The organism is Streptomyces sp. NPDC015532 (genome assembly GCF_043078065.1).
Lineage (GTDB): Bacteria > Actinomycetota > Actinomycetes > Streptomycetales > Streptomycetaceae > Streptomyces.
In genome coordinates this window covers 107,432-134,197 of sequence record NZ_JBIBSY010000007.1, presented here as the reverse complement: position 1 = coordinate 134,197, position 26,766 = coordinate 107,432, and the positions used below count along the sequence as shown (strand labels likewise).

General features: G+C 71.5%; 18 protein-coding genes. 6 read left to right on the top strand and 12 right to left on the bottom strand.

Annotated features, from left to right (window positions below):
- Window positions 1-206 precede the first annotated feature (206 nt).
- Window positions 207-1,250 carry a 3-isopropylmalate dehydrogenase gene (locus tag ACF07B_RS22520; protein ID WP_362391678.1) on the bottom strand — a complete coding sequence of 348 codons (1,044 nt, stop codon included), beginning with the start codon at window positions 1,248-1,250 and terminating at the stop codon, window positions 207-209.
- Window positions 1,251-1,425: 175 nt separating this feature from the next.
- Here ACF07B_RS22520 and ACF07B_RS22515 point away from each other — a divergent pair, with 175 nt between their 5' ends.
- Window positions 1,426-2,994, top strand: coding sequence for a purple acid phosphatase family protein (locus ACF07B_RS22515; RefSeq protein ID WP_384240062.1), 1,569 nt, complete (start codon window positions 1,426-1,428; stop codon window positions 2,992-2,994).
- Window positions 2,995-3,105: 111 nt separating this feature from the next.
- Here ACF07B_RS22515 and ACF07B_RS22510 read toward each other — a convergent pair whose 3' ends face one another.
- Window positions 3,106-3,237 (bottom strand): hypothetical protein, encoded by a 132-nt coding sequence (locus tag ACF07B_RS22510; RefSeq protein WP_103550476.1) that lies wholly within the window; start codon window positions 3,235-3,237, stop codon window positions 3,106-3,108.
- A 269-nt stretch (window positions 3,238-3,506) separates the two neighbouring features.
- Window positions 3,507-4,049 carry a GNAT family N-acetyltransferase gene (locus ACF07B_RS22505; RefSeq protein WP_369481741.1) on the bottom strand — a complete coding sequence of 181 codons (543 nt, stop codon included), beginning with the start codon at window positions 4,047-4,049 and terminating at the stop codon, window positions 3,507-3,509.
- Window positions 4,050-4,232: 183 nt separating this feature from the next.
- On the opposite strand from ACF07B_RS22505, the gene ACF07B_RS22500 reads away from it, so the two are divergent.
- The gene (locus ACF07B_RS22500; RefSeq protein ID WP_392180264.1) at window positions 4,233-5,120 is read left to right on the top strand and encodes an alpha/beta fold hydrolase; all 888 of its coding nucleotides are present in this window, start codon (window positions 4,233-4,235) and stop codon (window positions 5,118-5,120) included.
- Between the two features lie 136 nt (window positions 5,121-5,256).
- On the opposite strand, the gene pruA is transcribed toward ACF07B_RS22500, so the two are convergent.
- Together pruA and ACF07B_RS22490 are read right to left on the bottom strand one after the other, a co-directional pair.
- On the bottom strand, window positions 5,257-6,888 hold the full coding sequence (pruA, locus tag ACF07B_RS22495) for an L-glutamate gamma-semialdehyde dehydrogenase (protein ID WP_369481743.1): 1,632 nt from the start codon (window positions 6,886-6,888) through the stop codon (window positions 5,257-5,259).
- 130 nt (window positions 6,889-7,018) lie between these two features.
- Window positions 7,019-7,945 carry a proline dehydrogenase family protein gene (locus ACF07B_RS22490; RefSeq protein ID WP_037622664.1) on the bottom strand — a complete coding sequence of 309 codons (927 nt, stop codon included), beginning with the start codon at window positions 7,943-7,945 and terminating at the stop codon, window positions 7,019-7,021.
- 164 nt (window positions 7,946-8,109) lie between these two features.
- On the opposite strand from ACF07B_RS22490, the gene ACF07B_RS22485 reads away from it, so the two are divergent.
- A complete protein-coding gene (locus ACF07B_RS22485) occupies window positions 8,110-9,354 on the top strand; it encodes a PucR family transcriptional regulator (RefSeq protein ID WP_392180263.1) in 1,245 nt (414 codons plus the stop codon).
- Between the two features lie 354 nt (window positions 9,355-9,708).
- Here ACF07B_RS22485 and ACF07B_RS22480 read toward each other — a convergent pair whose 3' ends face one another.
- Window positions 9,709-10,284 carry a TetR/AcrR family transcriptional regulator gene (locus ACF07B_RS22480; protein ID WP_369481745.1) on the bottom strand — a complete coding sequence of 192 codons (576 nt, stop codon included), beginning with the start codon at window positions 10,282-10,284 and terminating at the stop codon, window positions 9,709-9,711.
- A gap of 123 nt (window positions 10,285-10,407) precedes the next feature.
- Here ACF07B_RS22480 and ACF07B_RS22475 point away from each other — a divergent pair, with 123 nt between their 5' ends.
- Together ACF07B_RS22475 and ACF07B_RS22470 are read left to right on the top strand one after the other, a co-directional pair.
- Window positions 10,408-12,009 carry an MFS transporter gene (locus ACF07B_RS22475; RefSeq protein ID WP_392180262.1) on the top strand — a complete coding sequence of 534 codons (1,602 nt, stop codon included), beginning with the start codon at window positions 10,408-10,410 and terminating at the stop codon, window positions 12,007-12,009.
- A gap of 318 nt (window positions 12,010-12,327) precedes the next feature.
- Window positions 12,328-15,300, top strand: a complete 2,973-nt coding sequence (locus tag ACF07B_RS22470; RefSeq protein ID WP_392180261.1) for an AAA family ATPase — start codon at window positions 12,328-12,330, stop codon at window positions 15,298-15,300.
- Window positions 15,301-15,402: 102 nt separating this feature from the next.
- On the opposite strand, the gene serA is transcribed toward ACF07B_RS22470, so the two are convergent.
- The 6 genes from serA to ACF07B_RS22440 all read right to left on the bottom strand — a co-directional run bounded on the left by serA (window position 15,403) and on the right by ACF07B_RS22440 (window position 25,605).
- Window positions 15,403-16,992 carry a phosphoglycerate dehydrogenase gene (gene serA, locus ACF07B_RS22465; protein WP_362391700.1) on the bottom strand — a complete coding sequence of 530 codons (1,590 nt, stop codon included), beginning with the start codon at window positions 16,990-16,992 and terminating at the stop codon, window positions 15,403-15,405.
- Between the two features lie 309 nt (window positions 16,993-17,301).
- Complete coding sequence (ilvC, locus tag ACF07B_RS22460) at window positions 17,302-18,303, bottom strand: ketol-acid reductoisomerase (RefSeq protein WP_369482798.1); 1,002 nt, start codon at window positions 18,301-18,303, stop codon at window positions 17,302-17,304.
- 134 nt (window positions 18,304-18,437) lie between these two features.
- Entirely contained in the window at window positions 18,438-18,965 is a 528-nt protein-coding gene (gene ilvN, locus ACF07B_RS22455; RefSeq protein ID WP_266763065.1) for an acetolactate synthase small subunit, read from the bottom strand.
- A gap of 20 nt (window positions 18,966-18,985) precedes the next feature.
- The gene (locus tag ACF07B_RS22450; RefSeq protein ID WP_392180260.1) at window positions 18,986-20,839 is read right to left on the bottom strand and encodes an acetolactate synthase large subunit; all 1,854 of its coding nucleotides are present in this window, start codon (window positions 20,837-20,839) and stop codon (window positions 18,986-18,988) included.
- Window positions 20,840-21,072: 233 nt separating this feature from the next.
- Window positions 21,073-24,444 carry an EAL domain-containing protein gene (locus ACF07B_RS22445; RefSeq protein WP_392180259.1) on the bottom strand — a complete coding sequence of 1,124 codons (3,372 nt, stop codon included), beginning with the start codon at window positions 24,442-24,444 and terminating at the stop codon, window positions 21,073-21,075.
- 219 nt (window positions 24,445-24,663) lie between these two features.
- A complete protein-coding gene (locus ACF07B_RS22440) occupies window positions 24,664-25,605 on the bottom strand; it encodes a 2-hydroxyacid dehydrogenase (protein ID WP_369482795.1) in 942 nt (313 codons plus the stop codon).
- Window positions 25,606-25,678: 73 nt separating this feature from the next.
- Here ACF07B_RS22440 and ACF07B_RS22435 point away from each other — a divergent pair, with 73 nt between their 5' ends.
- Window positions 25,679-26,686 (top strand): aldo/keto reductase, encoded by a 1,008-nt coding sequence (locus ACF07B_RS22435; protein ID WP_392180258.1) that lies wholly within the window; start codon window positions 25,679-25,681, stop codon window positions 26,684-26,686.
- Window positions 26,687-26,766: the final 80 nt, after the last annotated feature.

Sequence of the window (26,766 nt, the reverse complement as noted above, 5' to 3'; positions counted from 1 at the left end):
CTAGGACGTCCGAGCATTCCCTCGTTCCGCGGCTCCGCTGTCGATTATCGCGCGCGGAGGACCGTGGACGAAACATGTGAATACGGCCCTGGGAATGACCCAGGGGTGACCCAGGGACTGATGGTGGCACCCGGCGAGGGCACAGCAAAGCCGCCGGGTGCGGATGCGACCCGGCGGCTGCTACGGAACGTAGGTGGTGCGCCGGGTCAGCCGGCTACTCGCAGGGCGAGCGCGTCGCCGATCTCCTCGGTGCCGCGGGCGGGCTTGCCGACCCGCTCGGCGAGGTCGGCCGCGACGGCCTCCTCGATCCGGGCCGCCTCGGCCTCGTAGCCGAGGTGGCGCAGCAGCAGGGCGACGGACAGGACGGTGGCGCTCGGGTCGGCCTTGCCCTGGCCCGCGATGTCCGGTGCCGAGCCGTGCACGGGCTCGAACATCGAGGGGAACTCGCCGCTGGGGTTGATGTTGCCCGAGGCGGCGACGCCGATACCGCCGGAGACGGCCGCGGCCAGGTCGGTGATGATGTCGCCGAAGAGGTTGTCGGTGACGATCACGTCGAAGCGCTCGGGCTGCGTGACGAGGAAGATCGTCGCCGCGTCCACGTGGAGGTAGTCGGTGGTGACCTCGGGGAACTCCTCGGCGACCTTGTTGAAGATGTTCGTCCACAGGTGGCCCGCGAAGGTCAGCACGTTGTTCTTGTGGACCAGCGTCAGCTTCTTGCGCGGGCGGGCCTGGGCGCGGGCGAAGGCGTCACGGACGACCCGCTCGACGCCGAAGGCCGTGTTGACGGAGACCTCGGTGGCGATCTCGTGCGGAGTGCCCTTGCGGATGGTGCCGCCGTTGCCGGTGTACGGGCCCTCGGTGCCCTCACGGACCACGACGAAGTCGATCTCGGGCTGACCGGCCAGCGGGGTCTCGACACCCGGCAGGAGCTTCGAGGGACGCAGGTTCACGTGGTGGTCGAAGGCGAAGCGGAGCTTGAGGAGGAAACCGCGCTCCAGGACACCGGAGGGGACCGAGGGGTCGCCGATCGCGCCGAGCAGGATGGCGTCGTGCCCCTTCAGGGCGTCGAGGTCGGCGTCGGTGAGGGTCTCACCGGTGGCGTGGTAGCGCCGGGCGCCGAAGTCGAACTCCTTGGTCTCCAGCTTCACGTCCTGCGGGAGGACGGCGGAGAGGACTTTGAGCCCCTGGGCCACGACTTCCTGGCCGATGCCGTCACCGGGGATCACTGCGAGATCGATGCTGCGAGACATGACGGCACCGTACTCCTTCGTCCCATGGAATGACACGCGATGTCCGCCATACGGACAGACGGTGTCGCGGCGCGTCCATCCTTCGGCTCACGTTCACCCGCATGTATGAACGCCGTTGGCGCAGGCTGGGAACTTTCCAGACATGACCGCTCCCTCCACGGGGACTTCCCCCGAGCTGCCCGTCCCCGATGTCGGCATCCCCCACGAGCTCGCACGCGAACTGAGCATGCCGGAGCAGTACGAGTACCTGCGGACACGGCTCACACGGCGCCGGGCGCTCGTCGCGGCGAGCGCCTTCGCGGGCGGCGGGCTGCTGGCCGGCTGCGCCCAGGGCGCCGGGGCTCCCGCGCGGGTGGCGTCCGGCTCCTCGCCGTACCCGGCAACCAGCCGGGTGCCCGGCGCCGCCGTCACGCCGTTCGGCCGCCACCTCGCCTTCGGCGCGGACCCGAAGACCCAGATGCGGATCTCCTGGCAGGTGCCGTTCGCGGTCAGGAAGCCCTACATCCGGGTGGGTCCGACGCCCTGGGCCCTGAGCCACAGGATCGAGGCCGAGGTCCGCCATCTGCACACACCGGGTCTCACCGGGCAGCGGGCGGCCCTGGACCAGTTCTACCTGCACGCGGCGCTCGACGGGCTGCGCCCCGGGACGACGTACTACTACGGCGTCGGCCACGAGGGCTTCGACCCGGCGGGCACGTCACGGCACTCCACCGTCGGCCGTTTCCGCACCGCGCCCGCGCACCCCGAGACGTTCGTGTTCACCGCCTTCGGCGACCAGGGCGTCACCCCCGACGCGCTGGCCAACGACCAGGTGCTCCTCGGCCGCGGTCCCGCCTTCCATCTGCACGCGGGCGACATCTGCTACGCGGACGGGATCGGGCTCGGCCAGGAGTCGGACGTCTACGACCCGGCCGCCTGGGACCTGTTCCTCAAGCAGACCGAGACGGTGGCGAAGACGGTGCCGTGGATGGTGACGACCGGCAACCACGACATGGAGGCCTGGTACTCGCCGAACGGCTACGGCGGCCAGTCGGCGCGCTGGACGCTGCCCGGCAACGGCTTCGACCCCCGCGACGCGCCGGGCGCCTACTCGTTCGTCTACGGCAACGTCGGCATCGTCGCGCTGGACGCCAACGACGTGTCGTACGAGATCCCCGCCAACAAGGGCTACTCCGAGGGCAGACAGACGGCCTGGCTCGACAAGCGGCTCGGGGAGCTGCGCCGTCAGGCCGATTTCGTCGTCGTCTTCTTCCACCACTGCGCCTACTCGACGTCGACGCACGCCTCGGACGGCGGGGTGCGTGACGCCTGGGTGCCGCTGTTCGCCAAGCACCAGGTGGACCTGGTGATCAACGGGCACAACCACGTGTACGAGCGCACCGACGCCATCAAGGACGGCAGGGTGGGCAAGCAGGTGCCGGTGGGCGCCTCGACCGATCCGACCCGGGACGGGATCGTCTACGTCACGGCGGGCGGCGCGGGCAAGAGCCTGTACCGCTTCCCCAGCGGGGTCAAGGACAGTCACGAGGGCAAGGTCACGCGGCGCGAGTCGGTCGAGACCTTCCACTGGACGAGGTCGAAGCGGCAGAAGGCGGAGACCGTGGAGTGGTCCAGGGTGCGGTACACCGGCTTCTCCTTCCTCTCGGTGGAGGCGCAGGCCGGCCCTTCGCCCCGGCTCACGGTGTCCGCGCTGGCGCAGAGCGGCGAGCGCATCGACCACTTCGAGGTGCGGCGCGGGAGCTGAACACCGAGGCACCGTGCGGCGTTCGGCGCCGCCGGACCCAGGTGCGGCGCGGGGCAGCGCCCCACGCCGCACCTTCGCGGGCGCGGCTCCCGGATTCGAGGGCGGCGGGCCTCAGTGGCCCGTCGCTCCGCCGTTGTCCCTGCGGTCGAGGGCGCGCTGGAGCGCGGCGGCGGCGTTCTTGCGGTCGGACTCGCTGCTCGTGCGAGAGAGATGACGGACTCGGCGGACGGTCGTCTCGGCCATGATGAATCGACTCCTTGCCTCCGGCGGCGCCCGCACGGGCGGCCGGAAGTGCGATGAGGGATTTACGAGACGCCGGAAGGGGCGGGGAGCGGTGCCGCAGGGGTTGCCTGCCAGGGGCTCCGGCTCACGACCGCCATTCGCTTGGTCGAGCGAGACGTTCGGCTCCTACCAAGCTAGGTGAGGACCGCGCATCTGTCTCCACAATTACTCGGACTTCCTACTATCTGAGACGGCGGATTACGTCACAGGGCCGCGACCTGGGACTTCGGTCAGAGCACGTCGCCGTCACGCCAGTCGAAGACCAGCGCGTACGCCGGGTCGAGGGGGTCCCGCGCGGTGCCGGGGCGGACGAAGGTGGCGCCCTCCTCCTCGGGGAGACGGACGGCCCCGCCCGGAGCGAGCACACACACGTGACCCGGCCAGAGCCGCCAGCCCCGCGCCGCGTAGAGAGCGGCCCCGTCCTCGCTCGCGGAGAGCGCGCCGAGCCCGTAGGCGCCCTCGATGATCCGTTCCAGCTCGGCCATGACCCGTCCGCCGAGCCCCGTGCGGCGCACATCGGCGCGTACGCCGACCGCCTCCACGTAGCCGACCCGCAGCGAGCGGCCGCGATGCAGGACGCGCCGCTGGATCACCGAGCCGTGCGCCGCGAGGCCCCGGCCGTCGCGGACCAGGACGTGCAGGCCCCCGAGCGCGTGGTCCCAGTCCTCGTCCCTGAGGTCACCGTCGAAGGCGTCCTCCAACAGGGCGCGTGCGGCGCGGAGTTCGGCGGGGCCGAGATCCGCCGTATGGGCGATCCGCAGTCGGGGGGCCATGCGGCCAGTATTCACACGGAACACGGGAATCCCAGCCCTCCGGCCGGCCGGCGACGGCCTTCGTGTCCGAGTGCCGACACCTCCGAAAAATCTAACCCTTAAAAGTATCTTGACCAGTTAGGTGCGGACGTGCTGGACTGTTCTCACCATCAAGAAGACTTTCAGGGGTTAGGGGATCCGATCATGAGCAGTCACCCGGTCCGCCACAGCCAGTCGGTCCACCACCGCGCCACCACCGTCGGCGGCCACCGCGTCGCCTATCGCGAGGCGGGCCCCGCGGACGCTCCCGTCCTGCTCCTGCTGCACGGCTTCCCGACCAGTTCGCACATGTTCCGGGACCTGCTGCCGCTGCTCGCCGACCGCTACCACCTGATCGCCCCCGACCACCTGGGCTTCGGCCGCTCGGACGCCCCGGCGGCCGCCGACTTCCCGTACTCCTTCGACCGGCTGGCCGAGATCACCGGGGAGTTCACCGAGCGGCTCGGCCTCAAGGAGTACGCGCTCTACATCCAGGACTACGGCGCCCCGATCGGCCTGCGTCTGGCACTCGCGCAGCCCGAGCGGGTGACCGCGATCATCACGCAGAACGGCAACGCGTACGAGGAGGGTCTGGGCGCGGACGCCTGGGCGCCGGTGCTGGCGCTGATCGCGGAGCGCACACCCGGGACGGAGGCGCCGGTCCGGGCGATCAGCGGCCCGGACGGGATCCGGTGGCAGTACCTGACCGGCGTGCCGGACCCGACCCTGGTCAGCCCCGACGCCTACGAGCACGACGCGGCCCTGATGGCCCGCCCCGGCCAGCCGGAGATCCAGCTCGACCTGATCGCGGACTACGGCTCCAACTTCGCGCTCTACCCGGCGTTCCAGGAGTTCTTCCGCACCAGCCAGGTCCCGCTCCTGGCCGTCTGGGGAGCCGGCGACGAGATCTTCGTCCCGGAAGGCGCGCTCGCCTTCCGCCGCGACCTCCCGGACGCCGAGATCCATCTGCTCCCCACGGGGCACTTCGCCCTGGAGACGCACAGCGGCCAGGTGGCCGCGCTGATCGGGGACTTCCTCGGACGGCACCTGTGAGACGGCGGCACGCCGTACGGCCGTGGCTCACCGCGGAACTGGAACCGCCCCCGCTCCACGGACGGGGGAGACCGTGGGGCGGGGGCGGAGTGGGTGACGGGCGGCCGGCCCGGGGGCCGGCCGCCGCGTTCGGCTGTCAGCCCATGTGCGGGTAGCCGTAGTCGGTCGGCGGAACCAGCGTCTCCTTGATGGCGCGGGTCAGCGTCCAGCGCATCAGGTTCTGCGGGGCGCCCGCCTTGTCGTTGGTGCCGGAGGCACGGCCGCCGCCGAAGGGCTGCTGGCCGACGACGGCGCCGGTCGACTTGTCGTTGATGTAGAAGTTGCCCGCCGCGTAGCGGAGCTTCTCCATCGTGTACGCGGCCGCCGCGCGGTCGCCGGAGATGACCGCGCCGGTGAGCGCGTAGTCGGACGCCGACTCCATCTGGGTCAGCATCTCGTCGTACTGGTCGTCCTCGTAGACGTGCACGGCGAGGAAGGGGCCGAAGTACTCGGTCGTGAAGACCTCGTTCTCCGGGTCCGAGCACTCCACGACGGTCGGGCGCACGAAGTAGCCCACGGAGTCGTCGTACGAGCCGCCCGCGACGATCGTGCAGGTCGGGTCGGCCTTCGCGCGGTCGATGGCGGCCTTGTTCTTGGCGAAGGACCGCTCGTCGATGACCGCGCCGATGAAGTTCGACAGGTCGGTGACGTCACCCATGGTCAGGTAGTCGACCTCGGCCGCGAACTCCTCCTTGAAACCGGAGTTCCAGATGGAGGCCGGGATGTAGGCGCGGGAGCTCGCCGAGCACTTCTGGCCCTGGTACTCGAAGGAGCCGCGGGTCAGGGCGGTCTTGAGGATCGCGCGGTCCGCCGACGGGTGGGCGACCACGAAGTCCTTGCCGCCGGTCTCGCCGACCAGACGCGGGTAGGAGCGGTACTTCTCGATGTTGTTGCCGACCGTCTTCCACAGGTACTGGAAGGTCTTGGTCGAGCCGGTGAAGTGGATACCGGCGAGGTCGCGGTGCTCCAGGGCGACCTTGGAGACCTCGATGCCGTCACCGGTGACGAGGTTGATGACGCCCTTGGGCAGGCCCGCCTCCTCCAGGAGCTGCATCAGCAGCACGGCGGCGTGGGTCTGCGTCGGGGACGGCTTCCACACGACGACGTTGCCCATGAGCGCCGGAGCGGTGGGCAGGTTGCCCGCGATCGCCGTGAAGTTGAAGGGCGTGATCGCGTAGACGAAGCCCTCCAGCGGACGGTGGTCCATGCGGTTCCACACGCCCGGGGAGTTCGCCGGCGGCTGCTCGGCGAGGATCTGGCGGGCGTAGTGGACGTTGAAGCGCCAGAAGTCGACGAGCTCGCACGGGGTGTCGATCTCGGCCTGCTGGGCGGTCTTCGACTGACCGAGCATCGTGGAGGCGGCCAGCGTCTCGCGCCAGGGGCCGGCCAGCAGCTCGGCGGCGCGCAGGATGATCGCGGCGCGGTCGTCGAAGGCCATCGCGCGCCAGGCGGGAGCGGCGGCGAGGGCCGCGTCGACGGCGTCCTGGGCGTCCGCCTGCGTGGCGTTGGCGTAGGTGCCGATGCGCGCCTTGTGGTTGTGCGGCTGCACGACGTCGAAACGGGCGCCGCCGCCCATGCGCCGCTCGCCGCCGATCGTCATCGGCAGGTCGATCGGGTTCTCGGCCAGCTCCTTGAGCCTGGCCTCCAGGCGCGCGCGCTCGGGCGAGCCGGGGGCGTAGCCGTGCACCGGCTCGTTGACGGGGGTGGGGACCTGGGTCACAGCGTCCATTTTTTCCGTAACTCCTTGAGTCGAGCGGGCGGTTCGGTCTCAGCCCTTGGTCAGGATCGAGCGGGCGCTGTGCCTGCCCGGGGGACAACCCCCGGACCCCCGGCCGAAGCCGCGGCACAGCCAAGTGGAATCAGCCACGTGTGATCATGCTTCGCAGGAAGAACACGAGGTTGGCCGGCTTCTCCGCCAGGCGCCGCATGAAGTAGCCGTACCAGTCGGTGCCGTACGCGGTGTAGACGCGCATGCGGTGGCCCTCGGCGGCGAGCCGCACGTGCTCGTCGCTGCGGATGCCATACAGCATCTGGAACTCGTACTCGTCCAGTTTGCGCCCGGCCGTCCGCGCCAGCTCCTGGGCGATCGAGATGAGACGGGGGTCGTGGGACCCGATCATCGGGTACCCCTCGCCCTCCATCAGGATCTTCAGGATGCGGACGTACGCCTTGTCGGTCTCCGCCTTCTGCTGGTACGCGACCTCGGCGGGCTCCTTGTAGGCGCCCTTCACCAGACGGACGCGGCTGCCGCTCTCGGCGAGGCGGCGGGCGTCGGCCTCGGTGCGGAAGAGGTAGGCCTGGATCACACAGCCGGTCTGCGGGAAGTCCTTCCGCAGCTCCTCGTGGATCGCGAACATCGAGTCGAGGGTGGTGTGGTCCTCGGCGTCCAGCGTGACGGTGGTGCCGATGGCGGCGGCGGCCTCGACGACCGGACGGACGTTGGCCAGGGCCAGCTCGTGGCCGCCCTCCAGCGCCTGTCCGAACATGGAGAGCTTGACCGACATCTCGGCCTTGGTGCCGAGGCCGAGCTCCTTGAGGCGGCCGATCAGCTCCAGGTACGCGTCACGGGCGGCGTACGACTGCTCGGGGGTCGTGATGTCCTCGCCGACGACGTCCATCGTGACTTCCAGGCCCTTGCCCGTGAGGTCCTTGATGATCGGGACGACCTGGTCGACGGTCTCACCCGGGATGAAGCGGTCGACGACCGGCTTGGTCACCGGGGCGGCCGAGATCAGACGGCGCATCTTGTCGCTGCGCGAGGCGGCGAGAATCACGGGACCCAGCACGGGGCACCTCCACAACGAAGTCAGCAGGAGGCCGAATCCCGATGATTCGGGTACGGCACGGAGAACCACCGTGAAACCTAGGGATATCTCCGATCCTGGGCCATCGACAGCTGTCACGCATCCCTGCCCCGGATCTCAGACATATGTATGAAGGGCTCGCGGAAATGCGCGAGAATGCCGGGGTGAGCGGTGAACACAGAGGCGACTACCAAGAGCTGGTCGACGAGATCTCGGCGCTCCTCGGCGTCCCGGCGACGCTGGAGAACCGCGATTTCGAGCTGATCGCCTTCGGTGCGTACGACAGCGAGGGCGACCTCGACCCGTCCGCCCTGGACCCCGTGCGCACCCGCTCGATCCTCACCCGGCGTTCCACCACCGCCGTCCGCACCTGGTTCGAGGGCTTCGGCATCACCCGCGCGACCGGACCCGTCCGTATCCCGCCGGCCCCCGAGGCCGGGGTCTACCGGGAGCGGATCTGTCTCCCGGTGCGCCATCGGGGCGTCGTCCTCGGCTATGTCTGGCTGCTCGACGACGACCCGGGACCCACCGACGCCCAGCTCGCCGGGGCGATGCAGGTGACCTCCCGCATCGGCGCGCTGCTCGCGGACGAGGCCCAGGCCGGCGCGGACCTCACCCGGGAACTGCGGGCCGTCCTGACCGCCGAGCGCGGGTGGCAGCGGGACATGGCGGTGGCCGAGCTGCGCACGGCGCTCGGCCCGCGCGGCGAGGGTCTGCACACGGTGGTGTGCGTGGCCCCGTGGCCCTCGGCCGACCCGGACGACGCCCCTTCCGCCCGTACGGTGCAGGGCGCGACCGCGCTGTGCACCATCCCGTGGGGCACCACCGCCCAGAGCCTGGCCCTGCTGGTCCGGCTGCGTTCTCCCGACGTCCTGACTCCGGCCCTCACCGCGGCAGGCCGGTTCGTACGGGAGGCCGCGGGCGTCCGCGGCGAGGGTTCCGTCCCCGGCGCCTCTCCGACAGCCGCCTCCCCGGGCGGGACGGCGGCCGCCGGGGTGGCCGGGGCCCGGGAGGGACTCGGGGAGCTGGGCGCCGCCTGGCGCGAGGCCGCCGCGGCCGCGCGCGCGGCGCTGGCCGAACCCCGGCTCGGTCCGGTCGCCGAGTGGGGGGCGATCGGTCCCTTCCGCCTCCTCACCGCCCTGCCCCCGGACGCGGCCCACGACCCCGCCGTGAGCACCCTGTTGGGCACCGCGCACCGCGAACTCGCCCGTACGGCGGAGGTGTTCCTCGACCGAGCGGGCCAGGCCGGGCGCACGGCCGCCGAGTTGGGCATCCACCGCCAGACGCTCTACTACCGCCTGTCCCGCGTGGAGCAGCTCACCGGCCTCGACCTGGACGACGGCGAGGACCGGCTGCTGCTGCACATGGCCCTGAAGGGAGCCCGGCTCTAGAGGGCCACGGGCTCCGGCACGGGCTACGGCACGGGCTCCGGCACGCGCGGCGGGCCACGGCACGGGCGCCCGGCTCAGGCACGGGCGCCCGGCTCAGGCACGGGCGCCCGGCTCAGGCGCCTGCTCCAGCACGGGCTCCGGCACGGGCTCCAGCACGGGCTCCGGCTCAGGCACGGGCTCCGGCTCCGGGCTCCGGCTCCGGGCGCTGCCGCGGGTGCCCGGTGGTCTCAGGTGCGGCCCGGCGGGCAGACGTCGCCGGTCAGCAGGTCCCCGACGGCCGCCACGCCCTCGGCGATCGCCCGCTCCCCCACGTCACCGAAGCCGGGCACCAGCCATGACGGGCGACTCCCCCGTTCACCCCGCCGCGCGCACCCCTTCGATCACCCGCCGCAGCCCCTCGGTGAGGGCGTCCCCGTCCGGGGCGGTCTTCGGGTCGAAGGTCCACTGCGCGATGAGGCCCGTCATCAGGGTCAGGTAGAAGCGGCCGAGCGTGTCCGCGGTCTCGTCGGTCACCTCCTCCTCGGGCACACCCATGAGGATCGCGACCAGACCCCGCCCGCCCTCCCGCTGGGCGCGGGCCAGATGGTCGCGCACCTCGGGCAGTTCGATGGTCATGACCTCCATGCTGAGCCGCCACAGCGAGCCGGGCTCGCGCATGGTGCCGACGATGTTCGACCACACCTCGCGGAACCGCTCCAGCGAGCCGGGCGCACCGCTGATCCCGGTCACCCCGTCACCGTCGAAGGGCATCTCCTCCACCAGCGCGACGTAGGCCTGCGCGAGCAGCGCGTCCTTCGATCCGTAGTGGTAGCCGATGGACGCCAGGTTCGTCCCCGACTCCTTGACGATGTCGCGCGCCGTGGTGCGCGCGAAGCCCTTCCGCAGCAGGCAGCGCTTGGCGCCTTCGAGCAGATCCTCACGATGTCCCATGCCGGCGAGCCTACCCCCGATTCAGACAACCGTCCCATACGGGCGTCAAAGACAGCCGTGTAATACGTACGTTTTAAACGAGCGTACTAGACACCCGTTTAATACGTGCGTACAGTCCCTGCCATGACGAACCCGACGAGCACGACCCGCGCCTCCGGCGCCCCCGGCGCCCTGGCCGGCCGTCGCGAATGGACCGCCCTCGGCGTCCTGATGCTTCCGCTGCTCCTGGTCTCGATGGACGTCTCCGTCCTCTACTTCGCGATCCCCTCGATCAGCGCGGACCTGGAGCCGAGCGGCACCCAGCAGCTGTGGATCTTCGACATCTACGCCTTCGTGCTCGCCGGCCTGCTGATGACGATGGGCTCCCTCGGTGACCGCGTCGGGCGCCGCAAGCTGCTCCTGTTCGGCGCCGCCGCGTTCGGCACCGCCTCGGTGCTGGCCGCCTACGCGAACAGCGCCGAGATGCTGATCGCGGCCCGCGCGGTCCTCGGCGTGGGCGGCGCGACCCTCATGCCGTCGACCATGGCGATCATCCGGACGATGTTCACCGACCCCGGACAGCGCACGAAGGCGATCGGCCTGTGGTCCGGCGTCATGACCGGCGGCATCGCCCTCGGTTCGGTGATGAGCGGAGTCCTCGTCCAGTACTTCTGGTGGGGCTCGGTCTTCCTGGTCAACCTGCCCGCGATGGCGCTGCTGCTGGTCCTCGGCCCGTTCCTGCTGCCCGAGTCCAGGAACCCTGAGCCGGGCCGCTTCGACCTGCCGAGCGTTCCGCTGTCGATGGCCGCCGTCCTGCCGGTGATCTACGGCATCAAGGAGATCCCGTCCGAGGGCTGGAAGACCGAGTACGTCGTCTCGGTCCTCGTCGGCCTGGTCTTCGCCGCCCTGTTCGTCCACCGCCAGCGCACCGCGAAGTCACCGCTGATCTCCCCCGCCGTGTTCCGCGGCCGCGGCTTCGCACCCGCGGTCGTCCTCAACCTGATCTCGTCCTTCGGCATGATGGGCTCGGCGTTCTTCACCACCCAGTACCTCCAGTCGGTGCTCGGGAAGAGTTCCATGGCGGCCGCCCTGTGGTCCCTGCTTCCCACCGTCCTGGTGGGTGTGGCCGCGCCGGTCGCCGCGCAGCTCGTGCAGAAGGGCGTCCACCGCGCCCACGTCGTCTCCGGCGGATTCGTCGTCGCCGCCTGCGGCTACGGCCTGCTGGCCCTCGCCGGCACCGACTCCCTGTGGCTCGTGCTGGCCGGCGCCGGCGTCCTCGCCTCCGGGATCGTCACCGTGATGTCGCAGATGATGGACCTGGCCCTCGGCACCGTGCCCCTCGGCAACACGGGCGCCGCCGCCTCCCTGCTGGAGACCGGCGCCGAGTTCGGGGGCGCCCTCGGCATGGCGGTCCTGGGCTCCATCGGCACGGCGGTCTACCGCCACGACGTCCCGGCCGGCGTCCCGGCCGCGGCCCACGAGACACTGGGCGGCGCGCTGGCCGTGGCCGGACAGCTGCCGGGCGACGCCGGGCGGGCGCTGACCGACGCCGCGCGGGAGGCGTTCACCCACGGCATGCAGGCGGCGGCCGTGGCGGGCGCGGTCCTGCTGCTGGGCGCCGCCGCCCTCGCCGCGGCGAGCCTGCGCACGGTGGCGGTGCGCGAGAGCGGCGACGTCCTCGACGCCGGGACCGAGCCTCTCCCGGCGGCGGCGTCGGAGCAGAGCAACGGTCTGACGCCCGCCTGACACCCGCCCCCCGGGCGAACGACGACCTGAACACCCGTCCGCCGGGCGGGCCGGACGACTCCGGCCCGCCCGGCACCCGCACACACCACGAAGGCCCCACCCGGACAGGCCCCGGCACACGCCCGGAAGCCCACCCGGCCTGGCAGCGCCACATGCTCGGAACCCCCGCCAGGCACGGGCACATGTCCGGAAGCCCCCCGCCCGGCACCGGCACCGGGCGCTCCGGGAATCCCTTCCCGGCCGGACGGCCGCCGGCATGGGTCCCGATCAGGGCGGCGACGCCGGGGAGTTGTCGGCGGGGCGTGCCAGGATGGGCGTGTGACACAGACATTCGGTACGCCGTTCATCGGCCGGGGTGACGAACTCTCCCGGCTCACCGGCGTGCTGGAGCGCGCCAGGGGCGGCGAACCGCGCGCGGTCCTGGTGGCCGGAGACGCCGGTGTCGGCAAGACCCGCACGCTGACGGAGGCCGCGGCACGGGCGGCCGCCTCCGGGACGACCGTCCTGACCGGGCACTGTGTGGACCTCGGCGACGTGGGTCTGCCGTACCTCCCCTTCACGGAGATCCTGGGCGCGGCGGCCGACGACGACCGCTTCGCGCCGGCGTTCGCGGCCCACCCGGCGGTGGACCGGCTGACCGGCTCCGGTCCGGGGCCCGGCGGCGCACCCGACGCCGGCGGCAGGCTCCAGCTCTTCGAGGCCATCACGGGCCTCCTCGCCGACCTGGCCGACATCACCCCGCTCCTGCTGATCCTCGAAGACCTCCACTGGGCGGACCAGTCCTCCCGCGACCTGCTCCGCTTCCTGCTCAGCCGCGGCGTGCTCCAGGGGCCCGGGGCCGGCGGTCCCGCCCGGCGTCTGGCGGTCTTCGCCTCGTACCGCGCGGACGACCTGCACCGCCGCCACCCGCTGCGCCCCCTGCTCGCCGAGCTGATCCGGCTGCCGGCCGTCGACCGGCTGGAGCTGCGGCCCATGGCCGACGCCGATGTGGCCCGGCTCGTGCGCGCGCTGCGCACCGGCCCGGTCTCCGACACCACGGTCACCAGCATCGTCGAGCGCGCCGAGGGCAACGCCTTCTACGCCGAGGAACTGCTCGCCGCGCTGCCCGGCGACGACGCCCCCGTCTCCCCCGCCATGCCCAGCGGACTGGCCGACCTCCTGCTCATCCGCATCGAGCAACTCTCCGGCACCGCCCAGCAGGTGCTGCGCACGGCGGCCGTCGCGGGGCGCCGCGTCGAGCACGAACTGCTGCGTGGCGCCGTACAACTCCCGGAGGACGAACTGGAGTCGGCGCTGCGCGAGGCCGTCGGCCACCAGCTGCTGGTTCCCGGGGACGACGCGACGTACTCGTTCCGGCACGCGCTCACCCGTGAGGCCGTGTACGCGGACCTGCTGCCCGGTGAACGGGTCCGGCTGCACCGGCAGTTCGCCGGACTGCTCGCGGGAGACGCCCGTTCGGCGAAGACCGCGGCGGAGCGCGCCCACCACTCACGCGAGAGCCACGACCTGGCCGACGCGCTCACCGCCTCCCTCGAAGCCGCCGATCACGCCCAGTGCGTCGGCGCTCCCGCCGAGGAGCTGCGCCATCTGGAGGCCGCGCTCGAACTGTGGCCCGCGGTGGACGCCGGAGCCCGCCCCGACGGCGGCACGGTCACCCTCACCCTGCGCGCCTCGGCCGCCGCCGCCAGCGCCGGGGAGACGCATCGCGCGGTCCACCTCACCCGTGACGCGCTCGCCAGGGCCGGCTCGGACGCCGACTCCGAGCTCGCCGCCCGGGTCCGGTACACCCTCGCGGGCAACCTGATGCGGATCGACAGCCTGAAGGACGCGTTCACGTACAGCAGCGAGGCACTCGCCCTGATCCCCGCCGAACCGCCCTCGTACACCTGGGTGTGGGCGGCGGCGACCCATGTCATGGCGGCCCGCCTGGTGGGGCGGGACGAGGACGCCGAGCGGGTCGCCCGGCAGGCGCTCGCCACCGCCGAACAGCTCCGGCTGGCCGACGCCCAGGCCGACCTGACGATCTCCCTGGTCGGCATGGAAGCGGACAACCGGCGCACCCCGAAGGGCCGCGAACGCCTCCGCCGGGCCCGTGAACTGGCCCACGACGCCAAGAACTTCCCGGTCGAGATGCGGGCGCTGTTCAACCTGGCCATCGGGTCCTACGAATCCGGCGACCTGCAGGAATCCCTGACCTGGCTCGGCGACGGTGTGGACCGCGCCCGCCGCGCCGGCCTCCTGCCCTCGCCGTACGCCCTGGAGCTGCGCTATCTCCAGTCGCTGGTGCTCTACACGCTGGGCCGCTGGGACGCGTGCGCGCGAGCGGCCGCCGACGACGCCGAACTGCTGCCGGCGGCGGCCGGGTTCGCGACGGGCCCCGCCCTGTACGTCGCCCTCGCCCGCGGTGGGCACGAGGCGGCCGTCACGGGAGCCCGCGCTCTGCTCGACCGGCCCTTCGACTGGATGTCGACGCTCGTCGCGAGCATCGTCCTGACCGACGCGGCGGCCCGGAGCGGCGACGCCGAGGAGGCCGTACGGCGGCTGCGCACCGCGGCCGAGGACCTCACCGACGTCTCCGGCACCGGCCCGCCGCCGGTCGTGGTGCGGCTCGCCGCGCTCGCCCTGGCGGCGGTCGCGGACGCGGCGGAGGAGGCACGCCGCCGCGGCGACGTGGCCGACGGCGAGCGCTGGGCGGACACCGCGACCGAGCTGATGGAGCTGGCCGGGGCCGCGGCGGACCGCGGGGGGAAGGGCGCCGAGCAGGGGCCCGAGAGCCTGGCCTGGTTCGCCCGTGCCGAGGCGGAGTCGCAGCGCGCCCGCACGGGTCCGGACGTCGCGGCCTGGGAGCGGGCCGTCACGGCCTTCGGCTACGGCGATCCGTACGAGCTGGCCAGGAGCAGACGGCGGCTCGCCGAGGCCCTGCTCGCGGCGGGCCGCCGCGAGGAGGCCGGCGAACAGGCCCGCGCGGCCCACGACACCGCCGTACAGCTCGGCGCGGTGCCGCTGCGCGAGGCCCTGGAGGCGCTTCTGCGGCGCGGCCGCCTCACCGGGTCACCGGCCGCCGAGCGGCGCGTCGCCGCGCTGACCGCCCGGGAGAGCGACGTGCTGCGGCTGCTCGGCCACGGGCGCACCAACCGCCAGATCGGCGAGGAACTGTTCATCAGCGGCAAGACGGCGAGCGTCCATGTCTCCAACATCCTCGCCAAGCTGGGTGCCGCGAGCCGCACCGAGGCCGTGGCCATCGCCTACCGCGAGGGCCTGATCGAGCCGGAGACGACACAGTCCGCCTGACCGGGCCGCCACGGACCCGGACGTCCCGCGACGCGCGAGGGCCGGGACACCCGTGGGTGTCCCGGCCCTCGCTCGCTCACGGCAAGCCGTCGCGGATCCGCCTCAGACGAGGTTGACCGACCGCGCCGACGTCGCGCCGATCTCCTCGGACAGCTCGGTGAGGACGCCCTGCGGCACGGTGTCGTCGACGGTGAGGACCGCGAGGGCCTCGCCACCGACGGCCGCGCGGGCGACCTGCATGCCGGCGATGTTGATGCCGGACTCGCCGAGGATGCGGCCGACGGTGCCGACGACACCGGGACGGTCCTCGTAACGCAGGACGAGCATGTGGTCGGCGAGCGCGAGGTCCACGTCGTACTCGCCGACGGCGACGATCTTCTGGAGGTGCTTCGGGCCGGCCAGCGTGCCGGAGACCGAGACCTCCTGGCCGTCGCCGAGCGTGCCGCGCACGGTGACGACGTTGCGGTGGTCGGGGGACTCCGAGCTCGTGGTCAGCCGGACCTCGACGCCGCGCTCCTGCGCGAACAGCGGGGCGTTGACGTACGAGACCGTCTCGTCGACGACGTCCTCGAACACGCCCTTGAGCGCGGAGAGTTCGAGCACCTTGACGTCGTGCTGGGTGATCTCGCCGTACACCTCGACGTCGAGGCGGACCGCGACCTCGCCGACGAGGGCGGTGAAGATGCGGCCGAGCTTCTCGGCGAGCGGCAGACCGGGCTTGACGTCCTCGGCGATGACACCGCCCTGGACGTTGACCGCGTCGGGGACGAGCTCACCGGCGAGGGCGAGGCGCACCGAGCGGGCGACGGAGATACCCGCCTTCTCCTGCGCCTCGTCCGTGGAGGCGCCGAGGTGCGGGGTGCAGACGACCTCGTCGAGCTCGAACAGCGGGGAGTCCGTGCAGGGCTCCTTCGCGTACACGTCGAGGCCGGCGCCCGCGACGCGGCCCTCCTTGAGCGCCGCGTACAGCGCCTCCTCGTCGACGATCCCGCCGCGCGCGGCATTGACGATCCGCACCGTCGGCTTGACCTTGTGCAGAGCCTCGTCGCCGATGAGACCGAGGGTCTCGGGGGTCTTCGGCAGGTGCACGGTGATGAAGTCCGCGACCTCGAGCAGCTCGTCGAGGGTGAGGACCTTCACGCCCATCTGCGCGGCCCGCGCGGGCTGGACGTAGGGGTCGTAGGCGACGACCTTCATGCCGAACGCCGACATGCGCTGCGCGACGAGCGCGCCGATGCGGCCGAGGCCGACGACACCGAGGGTCTTCTCGGCGAGCTCGACACCGGTGTACTTGCTGCGCTTCCACTCGCCGTTCTTCAGCGCGGTGTTGGCCTGCGGGATGTGCCGCGCGGTGGCGAGGAGGAGGCCGCAGGCCAGCTCGGCCGCGGTCACGATGTTGGAGGTGGGGGCGTTGACGACCATCACGCCGGCCTTGGTGGCGGCGGAGACGTCGACGTTGTCCAGGCCGACGCCGGCTCGTGCGACGACCCTCAGCTTCTTGGCGGCGGCGACGGCCTCGGCGTCCACCTTGGTGGCCGAACGGATCAGGATGGCGTCGACGTCGGCGATGGCGGGCAGCAGTTCGGCACGGTCCGCGCCGTTGCAGTGCCGGATCTCGAAGTCCGGGCCCAGGGCGTCCACGGTCGCGGGCGACAGCTCTTCAGCGATGAGTACGACAGGTTTCGAGCTCACGTGAGTCCTCACAAGTCCAATGCGGACGGCCGTCCCGACGGCCGCAGGCGGTGGAGGGTTTACAGCGGCCCCGGGGTGTGCCTGCACTTCTGGGGAGCCGCTTGAGCCGCGTGGAAGACGCACGACGCTGTGGGCCTGACGCGTTGTTGATGTGCAGCAGTGTAGTGGCGCCGCGGAGGTCGTCCTGCGCCTCCGCGGAAGGATCACCCGTCCGTGGCTGGACGGGATGTCCAACACCGAGTCCACCGGGGTTACCGGGGGTTCGACGAAGGGGCCGGAGCGTGCCGCCCCGGCCCCCCGTCGTACGGCTCACGCCTCGTCGTCGTTGACCCACGACATGAGCTTGCGCAGCTCCTTGCCGGTGGTCTCCAGGAGGTGGTTCTCGTCCTGGGTCTTGTACTCGTTGTACTTCTTCAGGCCCGAGTGGTACTCGTCCATCCAGTTACGGGCGAACGTGCCGTCCTGGATCTCGGCGAGGACCTTCTTCATCTCGGCCTTGGTGGCGTCCGTGATGATGCGCGGGCCGGTGATGTAGTCGCCCCACTCGGCGGTCTCGGAGACGGACCAGCGCATCTTCTCCAGGCCGCCCTCGTACATGAGGTCGACGATGAGCTTCAGCTCGTGCAGGCACTCGAAGTACGCGATCTCCGGCTGGTAGCCGGCCTCGGTCAGCGTCTCGAAACCGGCCTTGACCAGGGCGGCGGTGCCACCGCAGAGGACGGCCTGCTCACCGAACAGGTCGGTCTCGGTCTCCTCGGTGAAGGTCGTCTTGATGACGCCGGCGCGGGTGCCGCCGATGGCCTTGGCGTACGAGAGGGTGAGCGCGAAGGCGTCGCCGGTCGCGTCCTGCTCGACGGCCGCGATACACGGAACGCCGCGGCCCTCCTCGTACTGGCGGCGCACGAGGTGACCCGGGCCCTTGGGAGCGACCATGCAGACGTCGATGCCGGCCGGGGGCTTGATGAAGCCGTAGCGGATGTTCAGGCCGTGGCCGAAGAACAGCGCGTCGCCGTCGTTGAGGTTGTCCTTGATGGACTCCTCGTAGACCTGGGACTGGATCGGGTCCGGCACGAGGATCATGATGACGTCGGCCTCGGCGGCGGCCTCCGACGGCGTCACCACGCGCAGGCCCTGCTCCTCGGCCTTCGCCTTGGACTTGGAGCCCTCGTGCAGACCGACGCGGACGTCGACACCCGAGTCGCGCAGCGACAGCGCGTGGGCGTGGCCCTGGCTGCCGTAGCCGATGACCGCGACCTTGCGGCCCTGGATGATGGACAGGTCGGCGTCGTCGTCGTAGAACAGCTCGGCCACTGGGGTTCTCCTTGTTTTCCGGTATTTCCGGTGTTGCGTCCCACCGTACGGCGGGCGGGGGAAGTGAAGTTCTCGGGTCTCGGCATACGGGCGGACCGGGTGAGCGGTCCGCCCGTGGACCGGTGTCTTCTGGCTTAGGCCGACCGGTCCAGTGCGCGCAGCGACCGGTCGGTGATCGAACGCGCCCCGCGTCCGATCGCGATGGTGCCGGACTGGACGAGCTCCTTGATGCCGAACGGCTCCAGCATCTTGAGCATGGCCTCCAGCTTGTCGGCGCCGCCGGTGGCCTCGATGGTGACGGCCTCCGGGGAGACGTCGACGGTCTTGGCGCGGAACAGCTGAACGATCTCGACGATCTGGGAGCGCGTCTCGTTGTCGGCGCGCACCTTCACCAGAACGAGTTCCCGCTGAACGGCCGAACCGGGTTCCAGTTCGACGATCTTCAGGACGTTGACGAGCTTGTTGAGCTGCTTGGTGACCTGTTCGAGCGGGAGTGCCTCGATCACGTTCACCACGATGGTGATGCGGGAGATCTCGGGGTGCTCGGTGACACCGACGGCGAGGGAGTCGATGTTGAAGCCGCGCCGGGAGAACAGTGCGGTGATCCGGGCGAGGACACCGGGCTTGTTCTCGACGAGGACGGAGAGGGTGTGCTTGCTCATGGGTCTGACTCGGCTCTCTCTCAGTCGTCTTCGTTGTCGCCGAAGTCGGGGCGGACGTCCCGGGCGAACATGACCTCGTCGTTGGAGGTGCCGGCGGCGACCATCGGCCACACCATCGCGTCCTCGTGGACGATGAAGTCGACCACGACCGGGCGGTCGTTGATCGAGTTCGCCTCCTCGATCACCTTGTCGAGGTCGTCCGGGGACTCGCAGCGGATCGCGTGGCAGCCCATGGCCTCCGACAGCTTCACGAAGTCGGGGACGCGGGTGCCAGCGCTCGGCTGCTTGCCGTCCGCGTCCGGGCCGCTGTGCAGCACGGTGTTGGAGTAGCGCTGGTTGTAGAAGAGGGTCTGCCACTGGCGGACCATCCCGAGGGCGCCGTTGTTGATGATGGCGACCTTGATCGGGATGTTGTTCAGGGCGCAGGTGGTGAGCTCCTGGTTGGTCATCTGGAAGCAGCCGTCGCCGTCGACCGCCCAGACCGTGCGGTCCGGCCGGCCCGCCTTGGCGCCCATCGCGGCGGGGACCGCGTAGCCCATCGTTCCGGCGCCGCCGGAGTTCAGCCAGGTGGCGGGCTGCTCGTACTGGATGTAGTGCGCGGCCCACATCTGGTGCTGGCCGACGCCGGCCGTGAAGATCGTGCCCGCCGGGGCGAGCTCTCCGATGCGCTCGATGACCTGCTGCGGCGAGAGCTGGCCGTTGTCGGGCTGTTCGTAGCCGAGCGGGTAGGTCTCGCGCCAGCGGTTGAGGTCGCTCCACCAGGCGGTGTAGTCGCCGGTGTTCCCCTCGCTGTGCTCCTTCTGGACCGCCTGGACCAGGTCGGCGATGACCTCGCGGGCGTCTCCGACGATCGGCACGTCGGCGGCGCGGTTCTTGCCGATCTCGGCCGGGTCGATGTCGGCGTGGACGACCTTGGCGAACGGGGCGAAGCTGTCCAGCTTACCGGTGACGCGGTCGTCGAAGCGGGCTCCGAGGGCGACGATCAGGTCGGCCTTCTGCAGCGCGGTGACGGCGGTGACCGAACCGTGCATGCCCGGCATTCCCACGTGCAGCGGGTGGCTGTCGGGGAAGGCGCCGAGCGCCATCAGGGTGGTGGTGACGGGCGCTCCGGTGAGTTCCGCGAGGATCTTCAGCTCGGCGGTGGCGTGCGCCTTGAGGACGCCGCCGCCGACGTACAGCACGGGCCGCTTGGCCTGGCTGAGCAGCTTGGCGGCCTCGCGGATCTGCTTGGCGTGCGGCTTGGTCACCGGACGGTAGCCGGGCAGGTCGCTCTGCGGCGGCCACGAGAACGTCGTCTGGGCCTGCAGCACGTCCTTCGGGATGTCCACGAGGACCGGGCCCGGGCGGCCGGTCGAGGCGATGTGGAAGGCCTCGGCGATCGCCTTCGGGATGTCCTCGGGCTTGGTGACCAGGAAGCTGTGCTTGGTGATCGGCATCGTGATGCCGACGATGTCCGCCTCCTGGAAGGCGTCCGTGCCGATCGCCTTGGTGACGACCTGGCCGGTGATGGCGACCAGCGGGACGGAGTCCATCATGGCGTCCGCGATCGGCGTCACCAGGTTCGTCGCACCCGGACCCGACGTGGCCATGCAGACACCGACCCTGCCGGTGGCCTGCGCGTAGCCGGTGGCCGCGTGACCCGCACCCTGCTCATGACGGACGAGCACGTGGCGCAGCCTGCTCGAGTCCATCATCGGGTCGTACGCCGGAAGGATCGTCCCACCGGGGATGCCGAATACGGTGTCGGCCCCGACCTCCTCGAGCGAGCGAATGAGGGACTTCGCACCCGTGACGTGCTCGACGGGTGCGGACTGCTGTCCTCCGGAACGGGGCCGCGGCTGCGGATGGTGGGCCCCGGTGGCCTGCTCGGTCATCGGCATTCTCTTCTCGATGCTGAGGGTTTTTGCGACTTTTGTGCGGTGTACGACTGATGCCTGTGCAACAAAAAACCCCTCGTGCCGTGAGGCAAGCGAGGGGAGCGCGCCGGGTGCGGTCGCTGGGTGTTCCGGAGCTTTCCGGTGACCACCTAGCTTCAGCCGACGCGCTTTCCAAGTACGAGAATTCGGGTGCGCATGGCATTGACCCTCCCCCCGGCACGCACCGACTGTCAAGTGGGTGGGACGGGAGTCTCATTATGTGAGCGGAGGGCCGTTCCGCCCCCGAGGGCGACGGGCACTCCCCCCGTATACACCCCGGCGCCCCCGCCGCCCGCGAACACCGGCTCGGCGGGTCCGTTCGGCACCGGATAGTGGCCGGAAGAGAGCGCTCTGCGCAGCCGGTACTCGTCCAGCGGCCCGGAGAAGGCCATGCCCTGCCCGTGGGTGCAGCCCATCGCGCGCAGGGCGACGACCTGCTCCGGGAGATCCACCCCGTCGGCCACGGACTGCAGCCCCAGATCGGCGGCGATCCGCAGCAGACCGCTGGTGATCTTGTGCAGCCGGGCTGACTCGACGACTCCCTCGATCAGACTCCTGTCGAGGCGCAGGACGTCCACGGGCAGCCGCCTCAGTGCCGTGATCGCCGCGTAGCCGCTGCCGAAGCCGTCCAGGGCGATCCGCACACCGAGACGTCTGAGCGCGTTCAGCCGGCGCTCCAGCTCGTCCAGGGGGACCCGCGGATCGGTGTCGGACAGCTCGATGATCAGGCCGCCGGAGGCGAGCCCGTGCCGGGTCAGCAGGGACTCCACGGAGCCCAGCGGCATCGAGCGGTCCACCAGACGCCGGGCGGTCATCCGGACCGAGACCGGCACGGAGATCCCCGCGGCGGTGCGCTCGGCGGCCTGCTCGACGGCCTCGTCGAGCATCCAGCGGCCGAGTTCGGCGGTCTTCTCGGCGTCCTCGGCGACCCGCAGGAACTCGGCGGGCGTGAACAGCACCCCCTGGGAGGAGCGCCAGCGCGCCTGTGCGGTGACCGACGCGATCAGGCCGTTCTCCAGCGACACCACGGGCTGGTGCAGCAGGGCGAACTCGCCGTCCTGGAGCGCGGAGCGCAGCCGGGTCGCCAGTTCCGCCCTGCGGACCACGTCCTGCTGCATCTGGGGCGCGTACAGCTCGACGCGGCCCTTTCCGGCCGCCTTCGCGCGGTACATCGCGAGGTCGGCGTTGCGCAGCAGTTCGCCCGCTCCCAGGCCGGGTTCGGCGAAGCCGACGCCGATGGACGCGGCGACCCGGACATCGTTGCCGTCGATGCAGTAGGGCTGGGAGAGCCTGATGCGCAGACGGTCGGCGAGTTCCCGTACCTGCTGCTCACGGGCGCCACGGTCGCGGCCTCCGTCACCGACGATGAGGGCCGCGAACTCGTCGCCGCCGAGCCGTGCGGCGGTGTCGCCGTGCCGCACGGAGTCCTGGAGTCTGCGGGCGGCCTGGACGAGCAGCTCGTCGCCGGCCTGGTGCCCGATGGTGTCGTTGACGGCCTTGAAGCCGTCGAGGTCGATGAAGAGGACGGCGGCGCCCCGGTCGGTGGAGCGGCGCCCGGACAGGGCCTGCTGGACACGCCGGGTGAACAGCGCGCGGTTGGGCAGGTCGGTGAGCGGGTCGTGCTCGGCGTTGTGCTGCAACTGTGCCTGGAGCCGCACGCGTTCGGTGACGTCACGGCTGTTGAAGATGAGGCCGCCGTGGTGCCGGTTGACGGTGGACTCCACGTTGAGCCAGCCGCCGTCGCCGGACCGGAACCTGCACTCGATCCGGGTGGTGGGCTCCTCGGCGAGGCTGGCCGCGAGGAAGCGCCGCACTTCGTGGACCACGCAGCCGAGGTCCTCGGGGTGGATGAGGGAGGCGAGTTCGGAGCCGACGAGTTCCTCGGCGTCACGGCCGTAGACCCCGGCGGCGGCCGGACTGACGTACCTCAGGATGCCGTTCGGCGCGGCGATCATGATGACGTCGCTCGACCCCTGCACCAGGGAGCGGAAGTGGTTCTCCTTCTGGGCCAGTTCCTGGGTGAGGGTGATGTTGTCGAGCAGCATGATGCCCTGGCGCACCACGAGGGCGAGCACGACGAGCCCGGCGGTGACGAGCACCACGCGGTCCACCCGGCGTCCGTTCAGGATGTTGTAGAGGATCCCCAACGTGCAGACGGCGGCGGCCAGATAGGGCGTCAGCGCGGCCAGCGATCCCGTGATCGGACGCGCCGCCGGAGAGCGGCCGGGTCCGTGACCCTCGGGGTGCGCGGGCGCGGAGCCGTCCTGCCGCGGTGCGCCGGAGGGGTCCGGCTCCTCGTGCTGCCCCTGGCCCTCGTGGGATCCGGCCCCGTCCTGCGGGGCTCCCGGTCCGTACGGCGGACGGGTCCCCTGGGGTCCGGGGGACGTGTGGCTTCCCGGCGGCCCGTACTGCCCGTCCCTGCGCTGGCCCGGGATGCCCTCGTGCGCCACGCGCGCGTGCTCCCGCGAGTCCTGCTCGTCGGGTCCGCGCGGGTCCGGCCCCCGCGGGTCCGGGCCGTACGCGTCGATGCCGTGCTCGCCGGCGGCGTGCTCCTCGGTGCCGGACTCCTCGGCCACGTGCTCGTCCGCCTCGTTCCCGTGCCGGGTGACGACCCAGGGGGCGTACGCGAGGAGCAGCGAGCCGGCGAACCAGCCCGCGTCGAGGAGCTGGCCCGAGTGGTAGCTGTTGTGCAGGAGGGGCGAGGTGAACAGCGCGTCGCACATCACGGTCAGGGCGAGCGCCCCGATCGCCGTGTTCACCGCCGACCTGTTCACCGACGAGCGCCTGAAGTGCAGGGCGAGCACCATGCTGACCAGCGCGATGTCCAGCAGCGGGTACGCGAGCGAGAGCGCGGTGTGCGCGACGCTGGGCCCGTCGAACTTCGCGGCCTGGGCGAGCGCCAGACTCCAGGACAGCGTGAGCAGCGATCCGCCGATCAGCCAGGCGTCCAGCGCGAGACACACCCAGCCCGCCCTGGTGACGGGCCGCTTGGCGAGCACCAGCAGTCCCACGATGGCGGGCGGCGCGAAGCAGAGGAAGAACAGATCGGCGTAACTCGGCGTGGGCACGGGGCGGTCGAGGACCACCTCGTACCACCCCCAGACCAGATTTCCGAGCGAGGCCATCACCGAGGAGAGCGCGAACAGCAGCCACGCGGGTCGAAAGCGGCTGCGGCGGCCACGGGCGTAGAGGAGGCAGGAGACCGCCGCGGTGCCCGCGGCGGCGCTCAGCCCGAAGTCGCCCATGACCAGCGCCATACTCGTGGAGCCCCAGCCGAGCGCCGAACCGACGGCGTAGGCCGCGCAGACCAGGGCCAGCACGAGTTGTGAGAACAGGCCCGTCACCCCGTCGAACACCGTCCGGCGGGTCAGCAGCGCTCCTGGGGAGCTCACCGGGCCCACCCGGTCCGCGCCCCGGGGTCCCGCTGGTCCTGGTGCGCCGGATGTCCGTGCCTCCGGCGGCCCTGGTGCCTGCGGTGGTGATGGCTGCCGTGACCGCGGCTGTGCGTGGCCGCGCGCCAGGGTCGTCGGCGGCGGCCCCGCCGCGTCGGATCGTCGGTCCATAGGCCGTGCATCGCCCGTCGCCCCCCTCGCAGTCTCAATGTCCGTCCCCGGCGCCGAACGGTGCGCGGCGCAGCCCCTGTCGGGACGATACACCAGTCTCGTCACTCAGGGACATAGTTCCTCTACGCTGCGTAACGACCAGGGACTATGTCGGCACTGCCCGCATCCGGGGGACTGCGGAGCGTGCCCGAGGCGGACGGCGAGCGGACAGGGCGTCGCTCAGGTGCCGGTGGTAAGGACCACGTTGCGCAGCGGCTCCCGGTTCACGAAACGGGTCAGCTGATCCGCGAGCAGTCGCTTGGCGCGCGGCCAGAACGCCGAGGTCGGCCCCCCGACATGGGGGCTGATGAGCACGCCGGGCGCGTGCCACAACGGGTGGCCCGGGGGCAGCGGTTCGGGGTCGGTGACGTCGAGGGCCGCGGTGATGCGCCCGCTCTTCAGCTCGCCGAGCAGCGCGTCCGTGTCGACGACGGGGCCGCGGGCCACGTTCACCAGGAGCGCGCCGTCCTTCATCCGGGACAGGAAGTCGGCGTTCACCAGGCCGCGGGTGCTGTCCGTCAGCGGCGTGGACAGTACGACGACGTCGAACTCGGGCAGCAGGGAAGGCAGTTCGGCGAGGGGGCGCACGGGACCGCGCGCCGTGGCACGGGCGGAGCGTGCGACGCGCGCGACCCGCGCGAGCTCGAACGGCGCGAGCCTGTCCTCGATGGCCGACCCGATCGACCCGTAGCCCACGATGAGAACGGACTTGTCGGCCAGCGAGGCGCGGAAACCCGTGCGCCACTCCTGCTTGTCCTGGCCCCGCACGAAGTCGGGGATCCCGCGCAGCGAGGCGAGGATCAGGGCGAGCGTGAGTTCCGCCGTGCTCGCCTCGTGCACCCCGCGGGCGTTGCACAACACCACGCCGGGCGGCAGGGAGTTGAGGCTCGGCAGGACGTGGTCGACGCCGGCGGAGAGGGTCTGCACGGCCCGGAGCGAGGTCATTTCGGCCATCGGCCGCCGCGAGACGGCGGGCGGCTTCATGTAGGGCACGACGTAGAAGACGCAGTCGGCTGGGTCCGCGGGGAACTCCTGGCCGCCGTCCCAGAAGCGGTAGTCGGGGCCCTCGGGGAGTCCGTCGATCTCGTCCGTGTGAAAGGGGAGCCAGACATCGGAAGTCATGGTCAGGAGGTTATGCCAGGCGCCCATGCGCACAGGTTAGGTTGGGGGCCGGCAGAAGGAGGATCACGGCCAGGTGGAGCGCAGAACGATCGGGGCCGCGGCGCTCGGTGTGGGGGCGGTCGGACTCGGATGCATGCCGATGAGCTGGGCCTACACCGGGTCACAACGGCGTGGCGAGGAGTCGCTGCGCGCGGTGAACGCGGCACTGGACCGGGGGTTGACGCTGCTCGACACGGCCGACATGTACGGGCCGTTCACCAATGAGCTGCTCGTCGGGCGTGTATTGAAGGAGCGGCGCTCCGAGGCCTTCGTGTCGACCAAGGTCGGCCTGCTGGTGGGTGATCAGCATCTTGTGGCCAACGGCCGCCCCGGTTATGTGAGGCGGGCCTGCGACGCGTCGCTGCGCCGGCTCCAGACGGACGTGATCGATCTCTACCAACTGCACCGCGCCGACCCGGAAGTGCCGGTCGAGGAGACGTGGGGCGCGATGGCCGAGCTCGTCGCGGCCGGAAAGGTCCGCTCGCTCGGGCTGTGCGCGGTCGGCGCGGGGTCCGGCCGCCGGGCGGGGGCGCGGTTGCACGACGGAACGATCCGGCTGCTGGAGCGGGTGCAGCAGGTCTTCCCGGTGAGCACCGTGCAGGCCGAGCTGTCGGTGTGGTCGACGGAGGCGCTGGAGGCGCTGCTGCCGTGGTGTGCGGCGCGCGGCGTCGGGTTCCTGGCCGCGATGCCGCTCGGCAACGGCTTCCTGACCGGCACGCTGACCCCCGGCGAAGGCTTCGAGCCCGACGATCCGCGGGCCCGCCATCCCCGTTTCACCGCCGAGATGATGGCGGCGAACCAGCCCATCGTCGTCGGTCTGCGGCGCGTCGCGCGGCGGCACGGGGACGGTGTCCGCCCCGCGACACCCGCGCAGGTGGCGCTGGCGTGGGTGCTGGCGCAGGGTCCGCACGTCGTCCCGGTGCCGGGGGCCAAGCGGGAGCGCTGGGTCACCGAGAACGCGGGGGCGGCCGGGCTGCGGCTGACGGCGGAGGATCTCGCCGAGGTGGCGGCACTGCCAGGGGCGCTGGGATCCTGGGACTGACCGGCGCTTGCCGAGCCCGGCGCGGATTGCCCGGCCGGGACCGGGAACCCAGGGAACGCGAGCGGTGTATGAACAGGAGG

Bases quoted from the DNA above. Each gene is read 5' to 3' on its own strand.
- ACF07B_RS22520 (WP_362391678.1), bottom strand. From the start codon at position 1,250: ATGTCTCGCAGCATCGATCTCGCAGTGATCCCCGGTGACGGCATCGGC.
- ACF07B_RS22510 (WP_103550476.1), bottom strand. From the start codon at position 3,237: ATGGCCGAGACGACCGTCCGCCGAGTCCGTCATCTCTCTCGCACGAGC.
- ACF07B_RS22505 (WP_369481741.1), bottom strand. From the start codon at position 4,049: ATGGCCCCCCGACTGCGGATCGCCCATACGGCGGATCTCGGCCCCGCC.
- ACF07B_RS22500 (WP_392180264.1), top strand. From the start codon at position 4,233: ATGAGCAGTCACCCGGTCCGCCACAGCCAGTCGGTCCACCACCGCGCC.
- pruA (WP_369481743.1), bottom strand. From the start codon at position 6,888: ATGGACGCTGTGACCCAGGTCCCCACCCCCGTCAACGAGCCGGTGCAC.
- ACF07B_RS22485 (WP_392180263.1), top strand. From the start codon at position 8,110: ATGCGCGAGAATGCCGGGGTGAGCGGTGAACACAGAGGCGACTACCAA.
- ACF07B_RS22480 (WP_369481745.1), bottom strand. From the start codon at position 10,284: ATGGGACATCGTGAGGATCTGCTCGAAGGCGCCAAGCGCTGCCTGCTG.
- ACF07B_RS22475 (WP_392180262.1), top strand. From the start codon at position 10,408: ATGACGAACCCGACGAGCACGACCCGCGCCTCCGGCGCCCCCGGCGCC.
- ilvN (WP_266763065.1), bottom strand. From the start codon at position 18,965: ATGAGCAAGCACACCCTCTCCGTCCTCGTCGAGAACAAGCCCGGTGTC.
- ACF07B_RS22450 (WP_392180260.1), bottom strand. From the start codon at position 20,839: ATGACCGAGCAGGCCACCGGGGCCCACCATCCGCAGCCGCGGCCCCGT.
- ACF07B_RS22445 (WP_392180259.1), bottom strand. From the start codon at position 24,444: ATGGACCGACGATCCGACGCGGCGGGGCCGCCGCCGACGACCCTGGCG.
- ACF07B_RS22440 (WP_369482795.1), bottom strand. From the start codon at position 25,605: ATGACTTCCGATGTCTGGCTCCCCTTTCACACGGACGAGATCGACGGA.